Origin of the sequence: Mycobacterium appelbergii (genome assembly GCF_032883035.1) — a bacterium.
Classification (GTDB): Bacteria; Actinomycetota; Actinomycetes; order Mycobacteriales; family Mycobacteriaceae; genus Mycobacterium; species Mycobacterium appelbergii.
This window is the reverse complement of sequence record NZ_JAMQTH010000001.1, coordinates 481909-503939: the sequence shown is the minus strand read 5'-3', so window position 1 is coordinate 503939 and position 22031 is coordinate 481909. Positions and strand designations below refer to the sequence as shown.

Here is a 22031-nt window from a genome sequence, read left to right as displayed (position 1 = left end):
AATTAAAACCTCTGACCTGCTGGTTCAACCCAACATATCGCAGCGTAGCGATAAGAGGGAAAAGAGGAGAACGAGAGAGAAGTGCGGAACACAATGCAGCAGTATGGAATCGCTACCGTCGTCGCGAGCGGACTGGCCGCCGCCGTCATCGGCCTGGCCGCTCCGGCTCAGGCAGCACCAAGTGGGCCGAGCAACGCCCAGCAGACGATCAGTGACCTGCAGGCGCAGGGGTACAAGGTCGTCGTCAACCGAGTGGGTTCGACACCGCTCGACAAGGCCACCGTCGTCGCCGTCCGCCCCGGTCAGACCTTCGTCCGGACCGACTCGGGTGTGCCCGGCGACAGCCTGACCACCACGGTCACGCAGCGCACGGTCTACGTCGACGTCAAGTAGAACCCGACCGCCGACAGGAGCCCCCGCTACGGCGGGGGCTCCTCCTCGTTACGCCGGCGACGTACGATCCCCCACGTGACCAGCCCCGCAGCGGACCAGCGGCTGCGCGACCTCACGCTGCTGCGTCGAGTCCGCGACAGGATGGACCGGGAGTATGCGCAACCGCTGAATGTCGAAGCTCTCGCCCGCGGGGTCAACATGTCCGCCGGTCACCTGTCGCGGCAGTTCAAGCTCGCCTACGGAGAATCGCCGTACTCCTACCTGATGACGCGACGCATCGAACGCGCGATGGCGCTGCTGCGCCGCGGCGACCTCAGCGTGACCGAGGTGTGTATCGCGGTGGGTTGCGCATCGCTTGGCACCTTCAGCACCCGGTTCACCGAACTGGTCGGCATGCCGCCCAGCACTTACCGCGAACAGATGTCCCGCGTCACCGAGGGTCTGCCGTCGTGCATGGAAAAGCAGGTGAGCAGACCGGTCAGGAATCGAGAAGCGCCGGGCACCGTCCCCCACTTAGCGTGAATGCCATGGATCTCACCATTCACAACACCTTCCTCCCGCACAACGACCCGGAGGAATCCCTGGCCTTCTATCGCGACGTCCTTGGCTTCGAAGTCCGCCTCGACGTCGGCGGTGGCACGATGCGGTGGATCACCGTCGGGCCCGTCGATCAACCCGGTACCTCTATCGTCCTGCATCCGCCCACCGCGGACCCCGGCATCACCGACGAGGAGCGCCGGCTCATCGCGGAGATGATGGCCAAAGGCACCTACGCCATCATCGTGCTGGCCACCAAGGATCTCGACGCGACCTTCGAACGGCTGCAGGCCACCGACGCCGACATCGTCCAAGAGCCGACCGAGCAGCCCTACGGGGTGCGCGACTGTGCGGTCCGCGATCCTGCAGGCACCATGATCCGGATTCAGGAACGGCACTGACCCGAGGGGACCGCACGCAAGCATGGCCACACCAGCACTGCCCGACAGCCACGATCTGATCCGGGTCCACGGTGCCCGTGAGAACAACCTCAAAGACGTCAACATCGAGCTTCCGAAGCGTCGGCTGACGGTGTTCACCGGCGTCTCGGGTTCAGGGAAGAGTTCGTTGGTGTTCAACACGATCGCCGCGGAATCCCAGCGACTGATCAACGAGACCTACAGCGCCTTCGTGCAGGGTTTCATGCCGACGCAGGCACGTCCCGAGGTCGATGTACTGGAAGGGTTGACCACCGCGATCATCGTCGATCAGCAGCGGATGGGCGCGGACCCGCGCTCGACGGTCGGCACCGCCACCGATGCCTACGCCATGCTGCGAATCCTGTTCAGCCGCCTCGGGAAACCACACATCGGATCACCCCAGGCGTTCTCGTTCAATGTCGCCTCGATCAGTGGGGCAGGCGCGGTCACGATCGAGCGTGGCGGCAGGTCGGTGAAGGAGCGCCGCAGCTTCAGCATCACGGGTGGCATGTGTCCGCGATGTGAGGGCCGCGGCTCGGTCAGCGACATCGACCTCACCGCGCTCTACGACGACAGCTTGTCGCTCAATGAGAACGCACTGACCATTCCCGGCTACAGCATGGACGGCTGGTACGGCCGAATCTACCGTGGCTGCGGGTTTTTCAACCCGGACAAGCCGATCCGCAAGTTCACCAAGAAGGAACGCGACGCGCTGCTGTACATGGAGCCGACGAGGATCAAGGTCGACGGCGTCAACCTGACGTACGCCGGGTTGATCCCGCAGATCCAAAAGTCGTTCCTGTCCAAAGACGTTGACGCGATGCAGCCGCACATCCGCGCGTTCGTGGAGCGCGCGGTCACGTTCGCCACCTGCCCCGAGTGTGACGGCACCCGGCTCTCGGAGACCGCACGATCCTCGAAGATCCAGGGCGTCAACATCGCCGACGTATGCGCGATGCAGATCAGCGACCTCGCGGACTGGGCGCGTGGGGTCGAGGACAAGTCCGTGTCGCCGCTGCTGACGGCGTTGCGGCACACCCTCGACTCGTTCGTGGAGATCGGGCTGGGCTACCTGTCGCTCGACCGGCCATCAGGCACGCTGTCCGGCGGGGAAGCCCAGCGCACCAGGATGATTCGTCACCTCGGCTCATCACTGACCGACGTCACCTACGTCTTCGACGAGCCCAGCATCGGGCTGCACCCCCACGATATCGCGCGGATGAATGAGCTGCTGTTGCAGTTGCGGGACAAGGGCAACACCGTGCTGGTCGTCGAACACAAGCCCGAGATGATCGCGATCGCCGACCATGTCGTCGACCTCGGTCCCGGCGCGGGCGCCGCGGGCGGTGAGGTGGTGTTCGAAGGCACCCTCGACGGGCTGCGCGGCAGTGACACGCTGACCGGCCGCCATCTCGATGACCGCGCCGCGCTGAAGGAGACGGTGCGCACCCGCACCGGCGTGCTCGAGGTGCGTGGTGCCGACACCCACAACCTGGCCGACGTCGACGTGGACATCCCCCTCGGTGTGCTGGTGGCGGTCACGGGTGTGGCGGGCTCGGGCAAGAGCTCACTGATCGGCGGATCGGTGTCGGACCGTGACGGCGTGGTCACCGTCGACCAGTCGGCGATCAAGGGCTCCCGGCGCAGCAACCCGGCCACCTACACCGGCCTGCTGGACCCGATCCGGAAAGCCTTCGCCAAGGCCAACGGGGTGAAACCGGCACTGTTCAGCGCCAATTCCGAAGGCGCCTGCCCCAACTGCAACGGCGCTGGCGTCATCTACACCGACCTGGCGATGATGGCGGGGATCGCCACCACCTGTGAAGTGTGCGAAGGCAAGCGGTTCGACGCGTCGGTCCTCGAATACACGTTCGGCGGCCGTGACATCAGCGAGGTGCTGGCGATGTCGGCGGCCGACGCCGAGGAGTTCTTCGGAACCGGTGAGGCCCGCACGCCTGCCGCGCACAAGATCCTGCAACGGCTTATCGACGTCGGACTCGGCTACCTCACCCTCGGCCAGCCGCTCACCACGCTGTCAGGTGGCGAGCGGCAGCGGCTCAAGCTGGCCGCGCGCCTCGGCGACACGTCCGGAGACCATCCGACCGTGTACGTGCTCGACGAACCGACCACCGGCCTGCACCTCGCCGATGTCGAACAGTTGCTCGGACTGCTCGACCGGCTGGTGGATTCGGGCAAGTCGGTGATCGTGATCGAGCACCACCAGGCCGTCATGGCGCACGCCGACTGGATCATCGATCTCGGGCCCGGCGCGGGACATGACGGTGGCCGGATCGTGTTCGAGGGCACACCAGCCGATCTGGTTGCCGACCGATCCACCCTCACCGGCAAGCACCTCGCGGATTACGTGGGCAGATGAGCCCCGGGCGGTCGATAATGCTGAGATGGCCGCCAAGTTGTCCGATCTACTGGCCGACTCTCTCGACACGCTTCGATACCAGCCGACCGCGAAACGCATACGCGTATGCCTCGGCGGTGAGCCGGTCGTCGACACCTGCGATGCAGTCCTGGTGTGGGAGCCACGTCGGGTGGTGCCCACGTATGCCGTGCCCAGGGCGGCACTGGAGGCGCAGTTGGTGCCGGCGGGCGCCGACTCGGGAGATGACGCGATCCCCGGATTCCTCGACCCGTCGGTCCCCTTCACGACCCACACGTGCCCGGGCACGGACTACGACGTCATCGCCGGCGAGGAGACCGGATGCTCCGCGGCCTACGAACCTGACGACGCGGACCTGGCCGGTTACCTGATACTGGATTTCGCCACCTTCGAGTGGCGCGAAGAGGACGAGCACATCGTCGGCCATCCGCACGACCCGTTCCATCGCATCGACGTCCTTGCCAGCAGCCGTCACGTCCGGATCGAGCTCGACGGCACCGTACTCGCCGAATCCTCGCGCGCCATGCTGTTATTCGAGACGATGCTGCCGACACGCTTCTACCTGCCGAGAGAAGATGTCCGCGCGGGACTGGTGCTCAGTGACACCATCAGTTACTGCGCCTACAAGGGCCGCGCGAGTTACTACTCGCTGCCCGGCGGGCCCGCGGACCTGGCCTGGACGTACCACGAACCACGCCACGAGGCCGCCCCCGTGCGCGACCGGATCTGCTTTTTCGACGAACGCGTCGACGTCGTGGTCGACGGACGGCGAGCGGCCCGGCCGGTGACGCCGTGGAGCGCACGGTAACTCTGGTTTGGATTCCGCGGTTCTGGCAACATCATCCATCAAGTCGCTCGGACATGGTCAACGGGTGGGGAGCATCATGGATCCTTCGGACGTTTCGCTCACCGCCGCAACCGGTACCGAAGGGGGCGGCGCCGCCCTCGACCAGGTGATCGGCATGTCGGTCGTTGCGCTGGTGGTCACCGTGGCGTTGTTGTGGATCGGCTATCTGCATCGGTTGCGCCGCATCACCTGGCTGAACAACTTCGCCGAGCGGCTGGGCCGCAAATTTCATCGCCCGCCCTGGGTCGCCTTACAGGTCTTCCTGTTCACCTCGACGATCATCTGCGCGCTGTTCGGGTTCATCTGGGATGTCAGCCTGCACATCGGCAAAGGCCGGGATGCCGGGCCGCTGGCCAACCCGGCGCACTACTTCATCCTGATCGGGTTGTTCCTGCTGTTCATCTCGGGCGCAATGGCCATGGTGCTGCCCTACGACAAACCCGGCCCGGCGGCGATCCGGATCACCCGCACCTGGTACGCGCCGGTGGGCGGCGTGCTGATCGCCCTGTGCGGCCTGTACGCACTGATCGGGTTTCCGCTCGACGATATCTGGCATCGTATCTTCGGCCAGGATGTCACGCTCTGGGGCCCAACACATTTGATGTTGATCGGAGGTGCCGGGCTGTCGCTGATCGCGGTGCTTCTGCTCGAACACGAGGGACGGCTGGCGATGGGACCTGACGTGCCTACCAACAGCAGGTTCGACAAGTTCCTCTATTACCTGTCCTTCGGCGGGCTGTTCATCGGGCTGTCGGTTTTCCAGATCGAGTACGACTTCGGCGTCGAGCAGTTCCGCCTCGTACTGCAACCGATGATGATGGCCGGCGCCGCGGCACTGGCAGCCGTCGCGGCCCGGCTGGTGCTCGGCCCCGGCGCGGCGCTCATCGCAGCTGCGTTCGCCGTCGCGCTGCGCGGCGCTGTGGCCGTGGTCGTCGGTCCGGTGCTCGGCGCACCGACCAGCTGGTTCGCGCTGTACCTGGGCCCGGCCCTGGTGGTCGAGCTGCTGGCACTGACACCGCTTGTGAAGCGGCCCATCATCTTCGGCGCAGTAGCCGGGCTCGGGGTGGCGACCGCCGGACTGTGGCTCGAATCGCTGTGGATCGGCGCGGTCTACCGGTTCGGATGGCCCAGCAGCATGTGGCCCGAAGCCCTGACGATGGCCATTCCCGTCGCGGTCGCGATGGGTGTGTGCGGCGCGCTGCTTGCCCTGGTGCTGACCGGCCAACAGTTGCCCAGGCCTGCGATCGGCATCTCGGTGATCGTGGTGACGGTGCTGGTGATCGGCGGCGCGCTGGCCAACGGACTGCGTACCGACGTGCCTGAAAATGCCAGCGCCACAGTCACCTTGACCGATATACCGAACGACACTGGTCAGCGTCTGGTCTCAGCCGATGTGCTGGTCAACCCGCCCGGATTGATCAGCGACAATCCCGAATGGGTGTCGATCCTGGCCTGGCAGGGCGGCCTGGACAAGGAGCGCGGCCTGGTGGTGGACCGGTTGGAGCGGGTCGGCCCCGGCCATTACCGCTCCACTGCGCCCATTCCGGTGTCCGGTTCCTGGAAGACCGTGCTGCGGGTACAGGACGGCAACATCATGGCGGGCGTGCCGGTGTACCTCCCGGCCGATCCCGGCATCGGTGCGCAGGAGACCGCTGCGCAGGCCTCGAGCACTCGGGATTTCGTGCAGGAGATCACGCTGCTGCAGCGCGAGCGCAACCTCGACCACCCGTCGTGGTTGTTCAACGCGGCGTCCCTGGTGGTCCTGTTGTGCACCCTGATTCTGATTGCCGCGCTGACCTGGGGCGCCGGACGGATCAATGCCAGAGAGCTTGGTGCGGGCGCCAAAGCCGCCGAACCGCGCCCGGTGCAACCCCAGACGTGATGATCTATCAGGCCGATCACACGTTGCTGCTGGCGTTGCCTGCATTCGCTCCGGCGGTGGTGGTGGTCGGCGTGGTGGTGTACATCGCGATGCGGGACCGACGCACGCCGGATGCGGCTCAAGATGAAGGTGGCGACAAAGCAGGCCAAGATGGTCCCCGTGATCAACCGTAGAAGCAGATTCACCGTCTTTTTCGCCGGCCTCGCTGCCGCGTCGGTTCTGGTGACGGCCGGTTGCGGCGGCTCCGATGGCGACGCCGACAGCACCGCAAGCGCCTCCACCACACCGTCGGCCTCGACGGTCAGCCCGTCGGACATGACCGATCAGCAGCAGCCGACGGCCCGGCTCCTCATCGACGTGACCATCAAGGAAGGGCAGGTGACGCCCACCAATGAGGCCTTGCAGGGCAAGGTCGGCCAACCGATCGTGGTCCGGGTGAACAGCGACGCCGCCGACGAACTGCATGTGCATTCGGTGCCCGAGCACACCTTCGGCATCGAGCCGAAGAGCGGTCAGCAGTTCCAGTTCACCGTCGACGTGCCGGGAACGGTCGACATCGAACTGCACACGCTGAACCGCACCATCGCGAGCATCCAAGTGCAGCAGTGACTTCGGATCGGACCGCGCTGCTGGCCCATGGCCTGGGCGGTTCGACCGATCTTCCCATCCCGTACACGTACGCGCTGATCGGTGCGGCGTGGACTTTGACATTCACCTTCGCAGTGGTGGCGCTGGCGTGGCGGAAGCCGCGCTTCGATCCAGCAAATCCGGGGCGGGCCCTGCCGGCCTGGGTGAGTTCGGTCGTCGACTCGCCTCTCACCCGGTGGACCGTCGGCATGCTGGCGCTGGCGTTCACCGGGTGGGTCGCGATCGTGGCGTTCACCGGTCCGCAGGATGCGAGAAACCCGTTGCCCGGAGTGTTCTACGTTGTGCTGTGGGTCGGCCTGGTCGCGGTGTCATCGGCGTTCGGTCCGGTGTGGCGGGTGATCTCCCCCGTCCGTTCGGTGTACCGCCTTCTCCCACGTCGTGATCGCCACTACCCCGAGCGCCTCGGTTACTGGCCCGCTGCGTCAGGCCTGTTCGCGTTCGTCTGGCTGGAGCTGGCCAGCCCGGACCCGGGTTCTGTTGCCGCAATACGAAACTGGTTACTGATCTATCTGGCGGTGACCTTTGCCGGGGCGGTTCTCTGCGGTGAGCGCTGGTTGTCCCGCGCCGACCCGTTCGACGTGTACAGCATGGTGGCGTCGCGACTGTCTCCGCTGCGCCGGTCAGCCGGCCGCATCGTGGTGGGCAATCCTTTCGACCATCTACCCTCACTGCCGGTGCGGCCCGGGATGGTTGCCGTGTTGGCGGTGCTGCTGGGCTCCACGGCGTTCGACAGCTTCTCGGCGATGCCGCAGTGGCGCAACTTCGTCGACGCACATTCGGGGTCACCGGTGAGCGCCACCCTGATCCGTACCGCTGCCCTGGTGATCTTCGCCGCCACGGTGGCCGCGACCTTCTCGGCGGCGGCAGCCACCACCGGCGGTGTCGACCGGCAGCGCCGTCGCGAGTTGCCCGGCCTGATGGCGCACTCGCTGATCCCGATCGTGCTCGGCTATGTATTCGCCCACTACCTGTCGTATCTGGTCGAGCGCGGGCAGCAGACGATCATCCTGCTGTTCGGGCTGGACCACGCCGAGGTCAACTACATTCTGTCGCTTCACCCTTCGGTGCTGGCCACCCTCAAGGTCGGATTCGTGCTGGCCGGTCACGTGGCCGGGGTGATCGCCGCGCATGACCGGGCCCTGCGACTCCTGCCCAGACCCCATCAGTTGACCGGGCAGCTCGCGATGATGCTGGTCATGGTGGGTTACACCTTCACCGGGTTATATCTGCTGTTTGGCGGGTAGTTTTATTGATCATGCGGGCACTCATCGTCGTCGACGTTCAAAACGATTTTTGTGAGGGTGGCTCGCTGGCGGTGGCCGGCGGCTCTGCGGTGGCACGCGGCATCACCGAGCTGCTCGCCGGCGAGCACAGCTACGACCATGTGGTGGCGACCCAGGATTTTCACATCGATCCTGGCGATCATTTCTCGGACAATCCCGACTTTCAGGTGTCCTGGCCACGACACTGCGTGGCGGATACACCCGGTGCCGCCTTCCACGCCGATTTCGACGCAAGCGCCGTGGAAGCGGTGTTCAAGAAGGGGCATTACTCGGCCGCCTACAGCGGGTTCGAAGGCACCGATGCTGCCGGTACGACGTTGGCAGACTGGTTGCGTGACCGCGATGTGGACGCCGTGGATGTGGTGGGCATCGCCACCGACTACTGCGTGGCGGCGACGGCGGCCGACGCGGCGCGCGCCGGCTTCGCCACCCGGGTGCGCACCGGCCTCACGGCGGGTGTGGCGCCGGAGTCCAGCACCAGGGCCCTGACCGAATTGCGCGACGCGGGAGTAGGAATCGACCGATGACCGAAGACCGAAACCCGGAGGCCGAACTGGAGATCTGGCGGGGCAAGGCCTACCCGCTCGGCGCCACCTACGACGGGTCGGGCACCAACTTTGCGCTGTTCAGTGAGGCCGCCGAACGTGTCGAGTTGTGCCTCTTCGACGACGACGGCGACGGGAACCTGCGGGAGACCCGCGTCTCGCTGCCGGAGGTGGACGGATTCGTCTGGCACGGCTTCATGCCCGGCGTCGAGCCGGGCCGGCGCTACGGCTACCGCGTGCACGGGACCTACGATCCGGCCGCCGGGCAGCGGTGCAACCCGAACAAGCTCGTGCTCGACCCGTATGCCAAGGCCATCGACGGCGCCTTCACCTGGGGCCAACCGCTGTTCGCCTACAACTTCGGCGACCCGGACAGCCGCAACGACGACGACTCGGCGGCGAACATGCCGAAGGCGGTGGTGACCAACCCGTTCTTCGACTGGGGCGTGGACCACCCTCCCGGACACGAGTACGCCGATACCCTGATCTACGAGGCACATGTCAAGGGTTTGACACAGACTCACCCGGACATCCCCGAACAGCTGCGCGGAACCTACGCCGGCGTGGCGCATCCCGTCATCATCGACCATCTGAAGTCGTTGGGCGTCAATGCGATCGAGTTGATGCCCGTGCACCATTTCGTGGACGATTCCACGCTCGTGGAGAAGGGCCTGTCGAACTACTGGGGTTACAACACGATCGGTTTCCTTGCACCCGATCCCCGGTACAGTTCGAGCACCACACCGGGTGGCCACGTGCAGGAATTCAAGGCCATGGTGCGTGAGCTGCACGCCGCCGATATCGAGGTCATTCTCGACGTCGTCTACAACCACACCGCCGAAGGCAACCACCTGGGGCCCACCCTGTCGATGCGCGGCATCGACAATGCCGCGTACTACCGGCTGGTCGACGACGACAAGCGTTACTACATGGATTACACCGGTACCGGCAACAGCCTCAATGTCGGCCACCCGCATTCGTTGCAACTGATCATGGACTCCCTGCGGTACTGGGTGCTCGAGATGCACGTCGACGGCTTCCGCTTCGATCTGGCGGCGACGCTGGCGCGCGAGTTCTACGATGTGGACCGCCTGAGCGCGTTCTTCGAACTGGTGCAACAGGATCCGATCGTGAGCCAGGTCAAGCTGATCGCCGAGCCGTGGGACGTCGGGCCCGGCGGTTATCAGGTGGGCAACTTCCCGCCGCTGTGGACCGAGTGGAACGGCAAGTACCGCGACACCGTACGCGACTACTGGCGCGGCGAACCGGCCACGCTCGATGAGTTCGCGTCACGGCTGACCGGTTCGGCCGATCTGTACGAGCAGACCGGACGCCGACCGTTCGCCTCGATCAACTTCGTCATCGCCCACGACGGCTTCACCTTACGGGACCTGGTGTCCTACAACGAGAAGCACAACGACGCCAACGGCGAGGACAACCAGGACGGCGAAAGCAACAACAAGTCGTGGAACTGCGGCGCCGAGGGGCCGACCGACGATCCGGCCGTCAACGCGCTGCGGGCCCGTCAACAACGGAATTTCCTCACCACTTTACTGCTGTCCCAGGGTGTTCCGATGATCGCGCACGGCGACGAGCTGGGCCGCACCCAGGGCGGGAACAACAACGTGTACTGCCAGGACAGCGAGATCTCGTGGATCGACTGGGAGAACGCCGATACCGAGCTCATCGAGTTCACGCAGTCGGTGGCCGCACTTCGCGCCGCACATCCCGTGTTTCGGCGGCGACGTTTCTTCGACGGGCGTCGAGTCCGTGAGCCCGGCGCCCCGGAGCGCCCCGACATCGCCTGGTTCGCGCCCGACGGCTCCGACATGACCGACGAGGACTGGGAGACCGGCTATGCCAAGTCCGTCGCGGTGTACCTGAACGGGCACGGGATCCCCGATCTGGACATGCGCGGGCAACGGGTCATCGACGATTCCTTCCTACTGTGCTTCAACGCGCATTACGAGCCCATCGAATTCTCGTTACCCCCGGCAGATTTCGGGGCGCAATGGACGCCGGTGATCAGCACCGCCGCAAACCCCGATTCCGACCCGGTTCCGGCAGGCGCTGCGGTCAGTGTCGAGGCGCGCGCGGTACTGGTGCTGCGGTCCGAACAGAAATGACGCACAGGTAAGGGTTGCTCAGTGGCTCAAAATCCCGGCCCGTACCAGGAAGCATGGTACGTTTTGGAAGTAGCAGCCGTGGCCGCCTCGTAGGCATCGAGCTACTGGTTCTGTGCCACCGGCCGGGCGGGCCGGGGGTAGAAGCCGAAGAGCGGCGGCAACTACCCAGCGGCCACGGCTGCGGCATATCAGGGTGTTTGCCCACTGTTCATTCGGAATCCTCCAGCCGGCATCACCGTGCAGCAATACCTCTGTGACAGAGGTATTGTGTCGGCATGGAGACCCAGCGGGATCTGGCGAGCGAGCTGTTCGGTGTCGTCGGCCGCTTCCGGCGGCAGTTGCGTCGTTCCACCGGAGGCGGTTTCGATGCCGGAGCCGCCACGGCGGCGACATCGGGGTCCGCCGGGCTGACGCAGTCTCAAGGTGAACTGTTGCGCCTGGTGGGCCGCCGTCCCGATATCTCAGTGCGGGAATCGGCCGCCGAGTTGGGCCTGGTTCCCAATACCGCCTCCACGCTGGTATCACGGCTGGTCGCAGCGGGTCTCGTGGTGCGCACCGCCGATGACACAGACCGACGGGTGGGCCGGCTGCGGCTCACAGCCCAGGCGCAGCGCATCGCAGACGAGTCGCGGGCCGCCCGGCGGAAAGCGCTCTCCGACGTGCTGGCCCGACTCGACCAATCTCAGATCGACGACCTGGCACGCGGATTGGACGTGGTGGCCGAGCTGACCCGACTGTTGCACGAGAGGGACACATGACGCGCACACACGGAACACCACCCAGCCCTCCGGCCGTGGACTGCCGCGGGCTGACGCATCGCTACGGGCAGTTCACCGCGGTCGAAGATTTCACCCTGCAGGTACATGCAGGGGAAACCCTCGGCCTTCTCGGTCCGAACGGCGCAGGCAAAACCACCGTCGTGCGCGTGCTCACCACCCTGACGCCCGTTCAGCACGGCGAGGTCCGGATCTTCGGATATGACACGCGTCGGCACACCATGGACATCCGCCACAACCTGGGCTATGTACCGCAGCAGCTTTCGATCGAATCCGCACTGACCGGCAGGCAGAACGTCGAACTGTTCGCCCGGCTCTACGACGTGCCCCGTGCTCAGCGCGCCGAACGCGTCACCACGGCGCTGGAGGCCATGCAACTACTCGATGTCGCCGATGACCCGGCCGGTACCTACTCCGGCGGCATGGTCCGGCGCCTGGAGTTGGCCCAGGCCCTCGTCAACCGCCCACTGCTGCTGATTCTCGACGAACCGACCGTGGGCCTGGATCCCATCGCCCGTGACAGTGTCTGGACGCAGGTGCAGCACATGCAGGCCGAGTTCGGCATGACCGTGCTGTTGACCACGCACTACATGGCCGAAGCCGACGCGCTGTGTGACCGGGTGGCGCTGATGCACCACGGCCGTCTGCAGGCCGTCGGCACGCCGACAGAACTGAAGGCGACCGTATCGGACCAGACCAGCACCGAGGCCACCCTGGAAGACGTCTTCCGCCGCTACGCGGGTTCGGATCTGGGCACCGACACCCGAAGGTCGGGTATCCGTGAGGTCCGCTCCACCAGAAGGACGGCTCGCCGTGTCAGTTGATTCGACCCCCGCCACCACGCTCGTCCTCGCCCCGCGCGGGCTGCGCCGCATCCGCGGCATCGCCGTGCGTGTCGGCGCCTTCGCCCTCGTCGAACTGCAGAAGTTGCGGCACGACCGGACGGAGCTGTTCACCCGGTTGGTCCAACCGGCGCTGTGGCTGTTGATCTTCGGGCAGACGTTCAGCCGGCTGCATGTCGTCGACACCGGTGGCGTGCCCTACCTGGCTTTCCTGGCGCCGGGCATCATCGCGCAATCGGCACTGTTCATCTCGATCTTCTACGGCATCCAGATCATCTGGGACCGCGACGCCGGCATCCTGGCCAAATTGATGGTCACCCCGGCACCCGCGTCGGCGCTGGTGACGGGCAAGGCATTCGCCGCGGGTGTCCGTTCGGTGGTGCAGGTCCTGGCCGTGGTGGCGCTGGCCTATCTGATGGGTATCGCCATGACCACCAACCCCCTGCGGGTCCTGGCGGCCATGGGGGTGGTGGTGCTGGGTGCGGCGTTCTTCGCGTGTCTGTCGATGACGCTGGCCGGCCTGGTCCGCAAGCGGGACCGCCTGATGGGTATCGGGCAGGCCATCACCATGCCGCTGTTCTTCGCGTCCAATGCCCTCTACCCCGTCGACATCATGCCGGGCTGGCTGCGCTGGCTCAGCACCGTCAACCCGCTCAGTTACGAGGTCAATGCGCTGCGCGGCCTGCTGATCGGCACCCCGACGAACTGGCTGCTCGACATCACGGTCCTGGTGCTGGCCGCCGTGGTGGGCATCGCCGCGGCATCGACACTGCTGCGTCGGCTGGTGGCCTGACCCCCGGCCGACGGCGGTCACTAGACTCGGACGCTGAGCAGTGAAGCGAACGGAGGCCCAAGCCGTGAACGAGCCGCGTTACGAGTTCGTTGCGCGTGCGCTGCGGCTGCAGATCCTGCACCACGAGTACGCCGTCGGCGACTCACTGCCCAGTGAGAGCGCGCTGTGCGCACAGTTCGGAGTGTCGCGGGGACCGGTCCGGCAGGCGCTGGCCATGCTGAAGAACGAGGGCCTGGTGTCGGTGTCGCGGGGAAAGCCCGCCGTGGTGCGCAGCTTCGACGTCACGCAGACCCTCGACGCCTTCACCCCGTTCACCCAGTGGGCCCGGCTGACCGGGCGCACCGCAGGTAGTCGCACTGTGGAGGTCGCCCGCCGGAGGGTCACCGAACCTGCCCGCGCCGCACTGGGACTCGCCGAGGACGCCTTCGTCGTCGAACTTCTGCGGCTGCGTCTGCTCGACGGTGAACCGACGATGCTGGAGCGGGCCACCTACACCGACGAAGTCGGCTCGTTGTTGTTCGATTTCGACACCGACTCGGGCTCCATCACTGACTACCTCACCTCGCAAGGCGTGCGATTTGAATCGATGCGGCACGTGCTCGACGCGGTCGCGGCCGACGCCGTCGATGCCGAGACCCTCGATATCGATTCGGGCGCACCGCTTTTACGGGAACGGCGCTGTTCGTGGAACGCCGCGGGCGAAGCATTCGAGTACGCCGATGACCGCTACCGTCCCGATCGGGTGGCGTTCAGCATCGTCAACTCACGCACCATCGACCCGCGCGACGCGATGGACGCGCGGGTCGATGGTTCACGCTCACTCGGCAGCAGGCATCCGGCGCCAGTGCGGAAGAAGCAGGCACATCGAGATGAAGGCCGCGACGGCGAAGCTGTAGAAGAGCTGCTCGGTCCCGAGATAACCGGGGAGTAGCCCGCCGAGTATCGCGCCCACCGAACCGCAACCGTTGATCACGCCCGATGCCGCGCCGGCATGCTTGGACGTGCCGAAATCCACTGCTGCCAGACCGTACATCGCGTCCGCGCCGTACACGGTCAGGCCGATGATGCTCAGCAGTAACACCATCAGCCACGCATTGGCCGTCGCGGTCAGTGGACCGAACAGTGCGAGCGCCACCGTCAGCGCGCCGAGGCTGACCGCACAGGCCGGTACCCGCCTCGCCTTGAACACCGTGTCCGATATCCAGCCGATCAACACCGGCGCGACAACCCCGGCGACGCCGAAGGCGACCGGGATGGTGATCGCTTCGAAGTACCCCGCATCGGGCAGTCGCTCGACCACAATCACCGGCCCCCACAACAGGATCGCGTAGCGAGCGGGCTTGAGCAGGAAATACGACACACCGAAGGTCATCACCATGCGGTCCTTGATGACGGTCAGGAAGATCTCCCGCATCGACTTCGACGGTTCGGCGACAGCTGCTGCGGCATCGTCGACGGGCGGCAACTGCTCATCCGAGTGGTAGTCCTCGATGGGCTCGAGTCCCACGTCGCTCGGCGAGTTACGTTGGAACAGCAGGACAACGACGAACACGCCGACGACGACGAGCGCTCCGGCGAAGAACGCGACGCGCCAGCTGTCGAACAGGCCGTATGCGGCCCAACCCAGGAACGGCGCCGCTACCAGACCGCCGAATGCATAGTTCGTGCTCCACCAACCCAGCACGCGCCCACGCTCACGGATCGAGAAGAACTGCGCGATGTTCTTCAGAGTGCCTGACCAGCCGGTCGATTGGGCCATCCCCTGGACAATCATCAGTGGCACCAGGAACACCAGTGCGGGTAGCAGACCCATGAACATCGTCGCGATCGCCGACATCGCCAGACCGCCGAGCAGGACGATCCGCGGCCCGTACCGGTCCGACACCGACCCCCATACGAACTGCCCGACGGCATAGGCGGTGAGGTACACCGCATCGAGATTGGCCAGCGTGCTCTTGGTCAACGTGTCGTGTAGGAGCGGGTCTTCGAGGATGCCGAGTTTGGCTACCGAGAAGGTCTGACGGGTGAAGTAGAAACCGGCGTAGGCAAGCCAGGTGACGGCGAAGATCTGGCGCCGCCACCGTTCGTACCGGGGCTTGGTCTGGCGTGCGGCAAGAGCGTTGGACATGGTGGACTCCTCGCTGCAGATCAGGTCAGGGTGTCGAGCAAGGCGGGCAGATCGGCAACACTGTCGATGACATGGGTGGCGCCCGCGGCGCGCAACTGAGCGTCGTCGTGCGCTCCCGTGCGCACCCCGACCACGGCCAGCGCCCCGGCGCGTACCCCACTGCGGACGTCTGACGCCGTATCGCCGACCACGACCATCCGATCCACCGACTCGGTTCCGGTACGCATCAGTGCGGCCAGCGGCATGTCGGGGAACGGCCGGCCCCGGATCCCCTCACCTGGGCACAGCACGATGTCGGCGAGATCACTCCAGCCCAACGCGTCGATGATTGCCTGCTGGGTGTCATGGGCGAAACCTGTTGTGAGAGCCGTCTTTATGCCGGCCCCCCGTAGTGCGCCGATGACCTCGGCCGCGCGCGGGATCTGAGCGCACTGACCTTCGGTGACCAGCTGCGCATAGCAGCGTTCGAACGCCTTGTTGGCATCCTGGGCCTGCTCTTCATCGCTACCGCTGAGGTGTCGGAAGACCTCGATCTTGGATTGGCCCATGGTGTCGATGACGTAGCTCAGCATGTCCTGCCGCTCGGCAGGCGTACGGGACAGGCCGGCGTGCTCATCGGCGGCGAGGAAAGCCTGCTGCACGAGGCCGCTGTCCTCGACTGTGGTGCCGGCCATGTCGAACACGACCAGTTGGACAGACATCAGTTGTCTCCTTGAGTGGTTGATGTACAGGTGATTTCACGCAGTGGCGGGGACGGCATCGTTGCTCAGCGCCTGCTGGACGCGTTCTGCTGCCAGCCCCATCGACGTGGTCATGCCGATACCGGTGGTCACCGTGACGACATGCACCCCCGGCATCGGTTCCTCGACGAGGAACTCTTTTTCCGGAGCCGCCGAGTACACGCCCTGCCAGCGCTCACTGACGGTCACCGGGACACCGAACAGTGCCTCGGCTTCGGCGATGAGCGCGCTGAAGCCGCGTTCGGACTGGAATGGTGACACCGAGATGTCCTTGGCATGGGTATCACCGACAAGGACGGTTCCGTCGGGCTGCGGGGTGTACATCTGATGTAGGTCGAGCGCGGCATATTCGGGGTACTGATCGTGCAGTCGTTGCCGCACAGCCGGTTTGGCCGCCAGCCCGTCGAACGCCGAGTACCGCACGAGCGACCAGCCGGTGAACAGGGGCGCGGGCAGTCCGAACCGCATGGGCAGGCTGGCGCGCAACATGTGCAGTCGGCACCGTTGCAGCCGGTCCCGATCGGCATACGCCGGGAACAACCGGTCCACATCGTGGTTCACCGTCACGAAAATGTGCTCGCCGGCCACGTCACCACGGGAGGTGTGCACGACCCCGCGGTCGAAACCTGCCGCGGCCGTGCGCCAATGGAAGTCGACACCGACGCCGGCGAGCCATGTCGCGATCGACGGCGCGGCGGTTCGTGGGTCGACCTGGATGTCGTTGCGCAGGTGCATGCCGCCGGTGACGCCCTCGGCCCGGATCGGCAACTGCTCCAGGATCCGGTGCCGATCAAGTAGTTCGACCTCGTCCGGGCCGCGCAACGTCGCGAACTCCTCGACCAGGGCCTGTTCGTCGTCGTGCCGCGCGACGCACAGCGTGCCTGATTCCGCGGCCCAGAATCCGGCGGCGCGGGCAAGGTCAAGCCAGTGCGCCCGACCGGCGCGGGCATATCGCAGCGCGGGACCCGACTGAGCGGTGATGCACGCGTGTCCGAAGTTCTGCACCGATGCGCCCGCGATGCGGTCCGCCTGTTCGATGACCGCTACGGAGAGCCCCTGATTCACCGCGTGGTAGGCGTGGGCCAGCCCGATGATCCCCGCTCCGACAATGACGACGTCATAGGTCCTGTGATTTTGCATGCCGCCCAGCGTGAACTCCATCACACCTACTTGTCAATACATGTCACGAATTATGCAGACAAATATTTACAAGTTGTCATCTCCTGGTTGTCTCCGTACCCCTCAGGCACCAACCAACCGGGTGGTTTAGTCTGCAGTCATGCAACTGGCGCTCACACCGGAGGAAGCAGCGTTCCGAGACGAGCTGCGCACCTTCTACACCACAGCGATCCCCGCCGAGATCCGCGAACGCACCCGGCTGGGATTGCCCATCGGCAAGGACCAGATCGTCACGGCGCACAAGATCCTGCACGAGCACGGTCTTGCGGTGCCGAACTGGCCGGTGGAATGGGGCGGCAAGGACTGGACCCCCAACCAGCACCAGCTCTGGCTGGACGAGATGCAGCTGGCCAGCGTCCCGGAACCGCTCACCTTCAACGCCAGGATGGTCGGCCCGGTGATCGCCGAGTTCGGCTCGCAGGAGACCAAGGAGCGGTTCCTGCCGCCGACCGCGAGTCTCGACATCTGGTGGTGCCAGGGCTTTTCCGAACCCGAGGCCGGGTCCGATCTCGCTTCGCTGCGCACCACCGCGATCCGCGACGGGGACACCTATGTGGTCAACGGCCAGAAGACCTGGACCACGCTGGGCCAGCACGCAGACTGGATCTTCTGCCTGGTGCGCACCGACCCACAGGCACCGAAGAAGCAGGCCGGGATTTCGTTCCTGTTGATGGATCTGAACACTCCCGGCATCACGATGCGCCCGATCAAGCTGATCGACGGCAGCTACGAGGTCAATGAGGTCTTCTTCGAGGACGTGCGGGTTCCTGCCGATCAACTCGTCGGCGAAGAGAACCAGGGCTGGACGTACGCGAAGTTCCTGCTGGGCAACGAGCGCACCGGTATCGCGCAGGTGGCGCGGACGAAGGTCCGGCTCGCCGATGTGAAGGTCAGGGCAAGGGAATCCGGCCTCCTGTCGGACCCGTTGTTTGCCGCCAGGCTCGCCGAAGCAGAGAATGACGTCCTCGCACTCGAACTCACCCAGATGCGGGTGACGTCGGACTCTGCCGACGGCAAGCCCAGCCCGGCGTCGTCGGTGCTGAAGCTGCGTGGCAGCCAGCTGCAGCAGACCGCCACCGAACTGCTGGTCGAGGTGGCGGGTCCGGATGCCTTGCCGTTCGAGGCGGGCGATCAGATCGCCTCACCTGACTGGGCGCAGCACGCCGCACCGCACTACCTCAATTACCGCAAGACCTCGATCTACGGCGGCAGCAACGAGGTACAGCGCACCATCATCGCCTCCACCATTCTCGGATTGTGAGTTGAGCCATGGATTTTCAGCTGAGCGACGAACAGAACCTGCTCGCCGACACCACCCGTGATCTGCTGGCAGGCAGCTACGACACCGAGCGTCGCAACAAGATCATCGAATCCGATCCCGGCTACAGCCCCGAGGTCTGGAGCCAGCTCGCCGAGATCGGGGTGCTGGGGCTCGGTTTCGAAGAAGACTCCGGCGGCCAGCTCGAGATCATGGTGGTGCTCAACGAGATCGGGCGGCGGATCGCACCCGAGCCGGTACTTCACGGCGCGCTCGTACCCGGTTCGATCATTGCCGAACAGGGCACCGACGCACAGCGGGCGCTCCTGGACGAGGTGGCCTCCGGGCAGCGGATACTGGCCTTCGCCCATGCCGAGCCCGGCGCCCGCGGCGGCACTTCCGTCGCCACCACGGCTGCCCAACAGGGTGATTCGTGGACACTGAGCGGCACCAAGAATCCGGTGCTGGCCGGTGATGCCGCCGACACCCTGATCGTCAGCGCCAAGCTGCCCGACGACGGTTCAGCGGCAGGCACCGGGCTGTTTCTGGTCGACGCCGCCAACTGTGTCCGCACCGGGTACCGCACCTTCGATGGTCAGCGGGGAGCACAGATCGCCTTCGACGCGACCCCGGCCGAGCCGCTCGGCACGGCGGCCGACGCCGGCGAGGCGATCGTGCGGGCCCTGGTCCGCACCTCGGCGGGCCTGTGCGCGGAAGCGGTCGGCGCAATGGAGGAATCGCTGCGGCTGACCACGGACTACCTCAAGAGCCGCAAGCAGTTCGGGGTCACGCTGAGCAAATTCCAGACCCTCACCCAGCGCGCGGCCGATATGTACATGTCGCTGGAGCTGGCCCGGAGCATGGGTCTGTATGCGTCCATGTCCATCACCGACGGTCAGCTCGATCCGGCGATCGCGGCGCGGGCGAAACTGCAGATCGGCCGCTCCGGCAGGCACATCGCGCAGGAATCCATCCAGCTGCACGGTGGTATCGGGGTCACCGCGGAGTATCCGGTCGGCCACTATGCCGCCCGGCTGACCGCGATCGAGCACACCCTCGGATCATCGCAGGACCAACTGCGCATGCTGGCAGGCCGGTTGGGCAGCTACGAGATCGTCACCCTCTGACACCTCCGCCGACCCAACGGGCGCGGTTGGTATCCGGCCTCGTTCGGGCCGGTGGCGGTCCCGAATGCGGCCTCGACACGTCGGGGCGGTGCGGGTGGCCCCGGTGTCCGACCGGTCGGAGCCGGTGCAGCGCCACGGTGTCGAGTTCGGACATCGCGGGCGTTGGATCATGCCGGCGCGCAACGCTGTCGGTGAACCGGCCCAGATAGCCGATCAGCGCGGTGATGTCGGCCTCGTCCCAGTCGGCCACCGCTCGCTGTAGCCCCTCCACCTTGGTGGTGCGCTGACGGTTCAGCTGGTCGTGTCCCCGCGGGGTGAGCGAGAAGCGGGAGGGCGCCGCCGGATTGCCCGGGCCTTCGGCGCGCACCAGTCCTTCGCGGACCAGGCCGGCCAGTCGGGTACTCAACCGCGTGGGTTCGACGTTGAGCGCGTGGGCCAGTTCCGTGAGCGGTACCGCCGCACCTGCCGTCTGGATCCGACTCAGCACCAGGTAGGCCGACCGATCCAACCAGCGTGCCCCGGCGATCACCCCACCGTCCACATGCGGTCCGAGCGCCGAATGCAGGCCCAGCGCGGCCAGCACAGCCTCCAGATCACGCACCTGCGTGCGCGTCGCCGGGACCGGGCCGGACCGTGGCGCCACCGGATCTGCCACACCGACCGGGATGGAGATATCGCGGGGCCGCGCTGCGGCGGGAATCGCCAGCGCAATCAGCGCCGCACCGGCCGCCGCGAGCGCGGCGATCAGCAGTGCGGTGCGGAAACCGTTCAGCGACGGCAGAATATGGCCGGCCACGTTGACGGTCATCCCGGCCAGGACCGCACTCATCACCGCGCTCGATGTCGAGGTCCCCAGGGACCGGGCGAGGGTGTTGATTCCGTTGGCGGATCCGGTTTCCGACACCGGCACGGCGGAGTTGATCAGTGCGGGCAGGGACGCGAACGCGAAACCCACACCGGTGCTGACGATCACGCTGAAGACCAGTACGCCTGCCGCGCTGCCCAGCAGCTGCGTGCCCAGCAGATAGCCCGCGGCGATGATCGTGCTGCCGGTCACCAGGGTGAACTTCGGCCCCCGTGCACTGATGACGCGCGCAGCCATCGGCGCGGCGAGCATCATCGCCAAACCGCCGGGCGCCATCCACAGTCCGGCCGCAACCATGCTCTGCCCCAGGCCATATCCGGTTCCAGACGGCATCTGCAGCAACTGAGGAGCCACCAGGCTCATCGCGAACATGCCGAAGCCGACCGCGATGGAGGACAGGTTGGTCAGCAGCACCGGTCGCTTCAGGGTGGTGCGGACGTCCACAATGGGGGACGGTGCGCGCAGCTGCCACCAGCCGAACACGGTGAACGTGACGGCCGCGGCGGCGAGCATGCCGAGCGTGGTCGGATTCGCCCAACCCCAGGTCGATCCCTTGGAGATCGGCAGCAGGAGCAGCACCAGACCGGCAGCCAGGCCGAGGGTGCCGAGCGGGTCGAAGCGATCCGACGAGACGGGCGCGATCGCAGGCACCAGGGCGGCGAACAGGATGCCGGAGACCGTTCCGAGGGCCGCAGCACACCAGAACAGCGCGTGCCAGCTGAAGTGCTCGGCGATCACCGCGGACAGCGGCAAGCCCAGGGCCCCGCCGACGCCGAGCGATGCACTCATCAGGCCCATTGCGCTGCCCACCCGTTCGGCGGGAAGTGCCGCACGCAGAACGCTGATTCCCAGCGGGATCACCGGTGCACCGAACCCCTGCAGACCGCGTCCGATGATCAGCGGTATCAGCGAACTGGTCAGCGCCGCGATCACCGAGCCGGCGACGAGCAGACCGGCACACAGGCACAAAATGTGCTTCGGGCCGTACATGTCGCCGAGCCGGCCGAGCACGGGCGTGGCGATGGCACCCGTCAGCAAGGTGGCGGTGATGGCCCACGAGGCATTGGCCGGGCTGGTGTCGAGCAGCGTGGGCAGTTGGGGGATCAGCGGAATCACCAATGTCTGCATCAGCGAGACGCTGATGCCTCCCGCGGCGAGCACGGCCACCAGTAGATGGCCGCCGGCCGTAGGCGCGTTGTTATTAGACACGCTAATGAACACTAACTGTTTAGGATCACTATGTAAAGC

20 protein-coding genes and 1 pseudogene are annotated in these 22031 nt (G+C 66.0%); 17 read left to right on the top strand and 4 right to left on the bottom strand.

Annotation, left to right across the window (positions count from 1 at the left end; translation table 11 throughout):
• Positions 1-93: 93 nt before the first annotated feature.
• The 15 genes and pseudogenes from M1247_RS02360 to M1247_RS02290 all read left to right on the top strand — a co-directional run.
• On the top strand, positions 94-393 hold the full coding sequence (locus M1247_RS02360) for a hypothetical protein (RefSeq protein ID WP_317155010.1): 300 nt from the start codon (positions 94-96) through the stop codon (positions 391-393).
• A gap of 141 nt (positions 394-534) precedes the next feature.
• The gene (locus M1247_RS02355; protein ID WP_317155009.1) at positions 535-915 is read left to right on the top strand and encodes a helix-turn-helix transcriptional regulator; all 381 of its coding nucleotides are present in this window, start codon (positions 535-537) and stop codon (positions 913-915) included.
• Between the two features lie 5 nt (positions 916-920).
• Positions 921-1331 (top strand): VOC family protein, encoded by a 411-nt coding sequence (locus M1247_RS02350; RefSeq protein ID WP_317154642.1) that lies wholly within the window; start codon positions 921-923, stop codon positions 1329-1331.
• 22 nt (positions 1332-1353) lie between these two features.
• Entirely contained in the window at positions 1354-3726 is a 2373-nt protein-coding gene (locus M1247_RS02345; protein WP_317154641.1) for an ATP-binding cassette domain-containing protein, read from the top strand.
• A gap of 25 nt (positions 3727-3751) precedes the next feature.
• On the top strand, positions 3752-4552 hold the full coding sequence (locus M1247_RS02340; protein ID WP_317154640.1) for a DUF427 domain-containing protein: 801 nt from the start codon (positions 3752-3754) through the stop codon (positions 4550-4552).
• A 76-nt stretch (positions 4553-4628) separates the two neighbouring features.
• Positions 4629-6473, top strand: a complete 1845-nt coding sequence (locus tag M1247_RS02335) for a hypothetical protein (RefSeq protein WP_317154639.1) — start codon at positions 4629-4631, stop codon at positions 6471-6473.
• The gene (locus tag M1247_RS02330; protein WP_317155032.1) at positions 6470-6646 is read left to right on the top strand and encodes a hypothetical protein; all 177 of its coding nucleotides are present in this window, start codon (positions 6470-6472) and stop codon (positions 6644-6646) included. The genes M1247_RS02335 and M1247_RS02330 overlap by 4 nt, the downstream gene beginning before the upstream one ends.
• Positions 6633-7082: a hypothetical protein gene (locus M1247_RS02325; protein ID WP_410506794.1), complete on the top strand. Its 450-nt coding sequence runs from the start codon at positions 6633-6635 to the stop codon at positions 7080-7082. Before M1247_RS02330 ends, M1247_RS02325 begins: the two co-directional genes overlap by 14 nt.
• Entirely contained in the window at positions 7079-8365 is a 1287-nt protein-coding gene (locus M1247_RS02320; RefSeq protein WP_317154638.1) for a hypothetical protein, read from the top strand. Before M1247_RS02325 ends, M1247_RS02320 begins: the two co-directional genes overlap by 4 nt.
• 11 nt (positions 8366-8376) lie before the next feature.
• Entirely contained in the window at positions 8377-8931 is a 555-nt protein-coding gene (locus tag M1247_RS02315) for an isochorismatase family protein (RefSeq protein WP_317154637.1), read from the top strand.
• Positions 8928-11075: a glycogen debranching protein GlgX gene (glgX, locus tag M1247_RS02310; protein WP_317154636.1), complete on the top strand. Its 2148-nt coding sequence runs from the start codon at positions 8928-8930 to the stop codon at positions 11073-11075. The genes M1247_RS02315 and glgX overlap by 4 nt, the downstream gene beginning before the upstream one ends.
• A 275-nt stretch (positions 11076-11350) precedes the next feature.
• A complete protein-coding gene (locus M1247_RS02305) occupies positions 11351-11833 on the top strand; it encodes a MarR family winged helix-turn-helix transcriptional regulator (protein WP_317154635.1) in 483 nt (160 codons plus the stop codon).
• Positions 11830-12675, top strand: coding sequence for an ATP-binding cassette domain-containing protein (locus M1247_RS02300; RefSeq protein ID WP_317154634.1), 846 nt, complete (start codon positions 11830-11832; stop codon positions 12673-12675). Before M1247_RS02305 ends, M1247_RS02300 begins: the two co-directional genes overlap by 4 nt.
• Positions 12665-13486, top strand: a complete 822-nt coding sequence (locus M1247_RS02295) for an ABC transporter permease (RefSeq protein WP_317154633.1) — start codon at positions 12665-12667, stop codon at positions 13484-13486. The genes M1247_RS02300 and M1247_RS02295 overlap by 11 nt, the downstream gene beginning before the upstream one ends.
• Positions 13487-13550: 64 nt before the next feature.
• Positions 13551-14270, top strand: a pseudogene (locus tag M1247_RS02290) (GntR family transcriptional regulator); the annotation flags it as partial.
• 33 nt (positions 14271-14303) lie between these two features.
• On the opposite strand, the gene M1247_RS02285 reads toward M1247_RS02290, so the two are convergent.
• The 3 genes from M1247_RS02285 to M1247_RS02275 are packed head-to-tail and all read right to left on the bottom strand — an operon-like array spanning position 14304 to position 17494.
• Positions 14304-15614 (bottom strand): MFS transporter, encoded by a 1311-nt coding sequence (locus tag M1247_RS02285; RefSeq protein WP_317154632.1) that lies wholly within the window; start codon positions 15612-15614, stop codon positions 14304-14306.
• A 20-nt stretch (positions 15615-15634) separates the two neighbouring features.
• The gene (locus tag M1247_RS02280; RefSeq protein WP_317154631.1) at positions 15635-16315 is read right to left on the bottom strand and encodes a phosphonatase-like hydrolase; all 681 of its coding nucleotides are present in this window, start codon (positions 16313-16315) and stop codon (positions 15635-15637) included.
• Positions 16316-16351: 36 nt separating this feature from the next.
• On the bottom strand, positions 16352-17494 hold the full coding sequence (locus M1247_RS02275) for a TIGR03364 family FAD-dependent oxidoreductase (RefSeq protein ID WP_317154630.1): 1143 nt from the start codon (positions 17492-17494) through the stop codon (positions 16352-16354).
• 139 nt (positions 17495-17633) lie between these two features.
• Between M1247_RS02275 and M1247_RS02270 the strand changes: the two genes are divergently transcribed.
• The gene (locus M1247_RS02270; RefSeq protein WP_317154629.1) at positions 17634-18794 is read left to right on the top strand and encodes an acyl-CoA dehydrogenase family protein; all 1161 of its coding nucleotides are present in this window, start codon (positions 17634-17636) and stop codon (positions 18792-18794) included.
• Positions 18795-18802: 8 nt separating this feature from the next.
• The gene (locus M1247_RS02265; protein WP_317154628.1) at positions 18803-19918 is read left to right on the top strand and encodes an acyl-CoA dehydrogenase family protein; all 1116 of its coding nucleotides are present in this window, start codon (positions 18803-18805) and stop codon (positions 19916-19918) included.
• Here M1247_RS02265 and M1247_RS02260 read toward each other — a convergent pair.
• On the bottom strand, positions 19908-21992 hold the full coding sequence (locus M1247_RS02260) for an MFS transporter (protein WP_317154627.1): 2085 nt from the start codon (positions 21990-21992) through the stop codon (positions 19908-19910). The two genes, M1247_RS02265 and M1247_RS02260, sit on opposite strands and share 11 nt — an antisense overlap.
• Between the last annotated feature and the right edge of the window lie 39 nt (positions 21993-22031).

Excerpts from the sequence above, each read along its gene's own strand:
- M1247_RS02360 (WP_317155010.1), top strand. The coding sequence starts at position 94 with ATGCAGCAGTATGGAATCGCTACCGTCGTCGCGAGCGGACTGGCCGCC.
- M1247_RS02355 (WP_317155009.1), top strand. The coding sequence starts at position 535 with ATGGACCGGGAGTATGCGCAACCGCTGAATGTCGAAGCTCTCGCCCGC.
- M1247_RS02350 (WP_317154642.1), top strand. The coding sequence starts at position 921 with ATGGATCTCACCATTCACAACACCTTCCTCCCGCACAACGACCCGGAG.
- M1247_RS02345 (WP_317154641.1), top strand. The coding sequence starts at position 1,354 with ATGGCCACACCAGCACTGCCCGACAGCCACGATCTGATCCGGGTCCAC.
- M1247_RS02340 (WP_317154640.1), top strand. The coding sequence starts at position 3,752 with ATGGCCGCCAAGTTGTCCGATCTACTGGCCGACTCTCTCGACACGCTT.
- M1247_RS02335 (WP_317154639.1), top strand. The coding sequence starts at position 4,629 with ATGGATCCTTCGGACGTTTCGCTCACCGCCGCAACCGGTACCGAAGGG.
- M1247_RS02315 (WP_317154637.1), top strand. The coding sequence starts at position 8,377 with ATGCGGGCACTCATCGTCGTCGACGTTCAAAACGATTTTTGTGAGGGT.
- glgX (WP_317154636.1), top strand. The coding sequence starts at position 8,928 with ATGACCGAAGACCGAAACCCGGAGGCCGAACTGGAGATCTGGCGGGGC.
- M1247_RS02305 (WP_317154635.1), top strand. The coding sequence starts at position 11,351 with ATGGAGACCCAGCGGGATCTGGCGAGCGAGCTGTTCGGTGTCGTCGGC.
- M1247_RS02300 (WP_317154634.1), top strand. The coding sequence starts at position 11,830 with ATGACGCGCACACACGGAACACCACCCAGCCCTCCGGCCGTGGACTGC.
- M1247_RS02285 (WP_317154632.1), bottom strand. The coding sequence starts at position 15,614 with ATGTCCAACGCTCTTGCCGCACGCCAGACCAAGCCCCGGTACGAACGG.
- M1247_RS02280 (WP_317154631.1), bottom strand. The coding sequence starts at position 16,315 with ATGTCTGTCCAACTGGTCGTGTTCGACATGGCCGGCACCACAGTCGAG.
- M1247_RS02275 (WP_317154630.1), bottom strand. The coding sequence starts at position 17,494 with ATGCAAAATCACAGGACCTATGACGTCGTCATTGTCGGAGCGGGGATC.
- M1247_RS02270 (WP_317154629.1), top strand. The coding sequence starts at position 17,634 with ATGCAACTGGCGCTCACACCGGAGGAAGCAGCGTTCCGAGACGAGCTG.
- M1247_RS02265 (WP_317154628.1), top strand. The coding sequence starts at position 18,803 with ATGGATTTTCAGCTGAGCGACGAACAGAACCTGCTCGCCGACACCACC.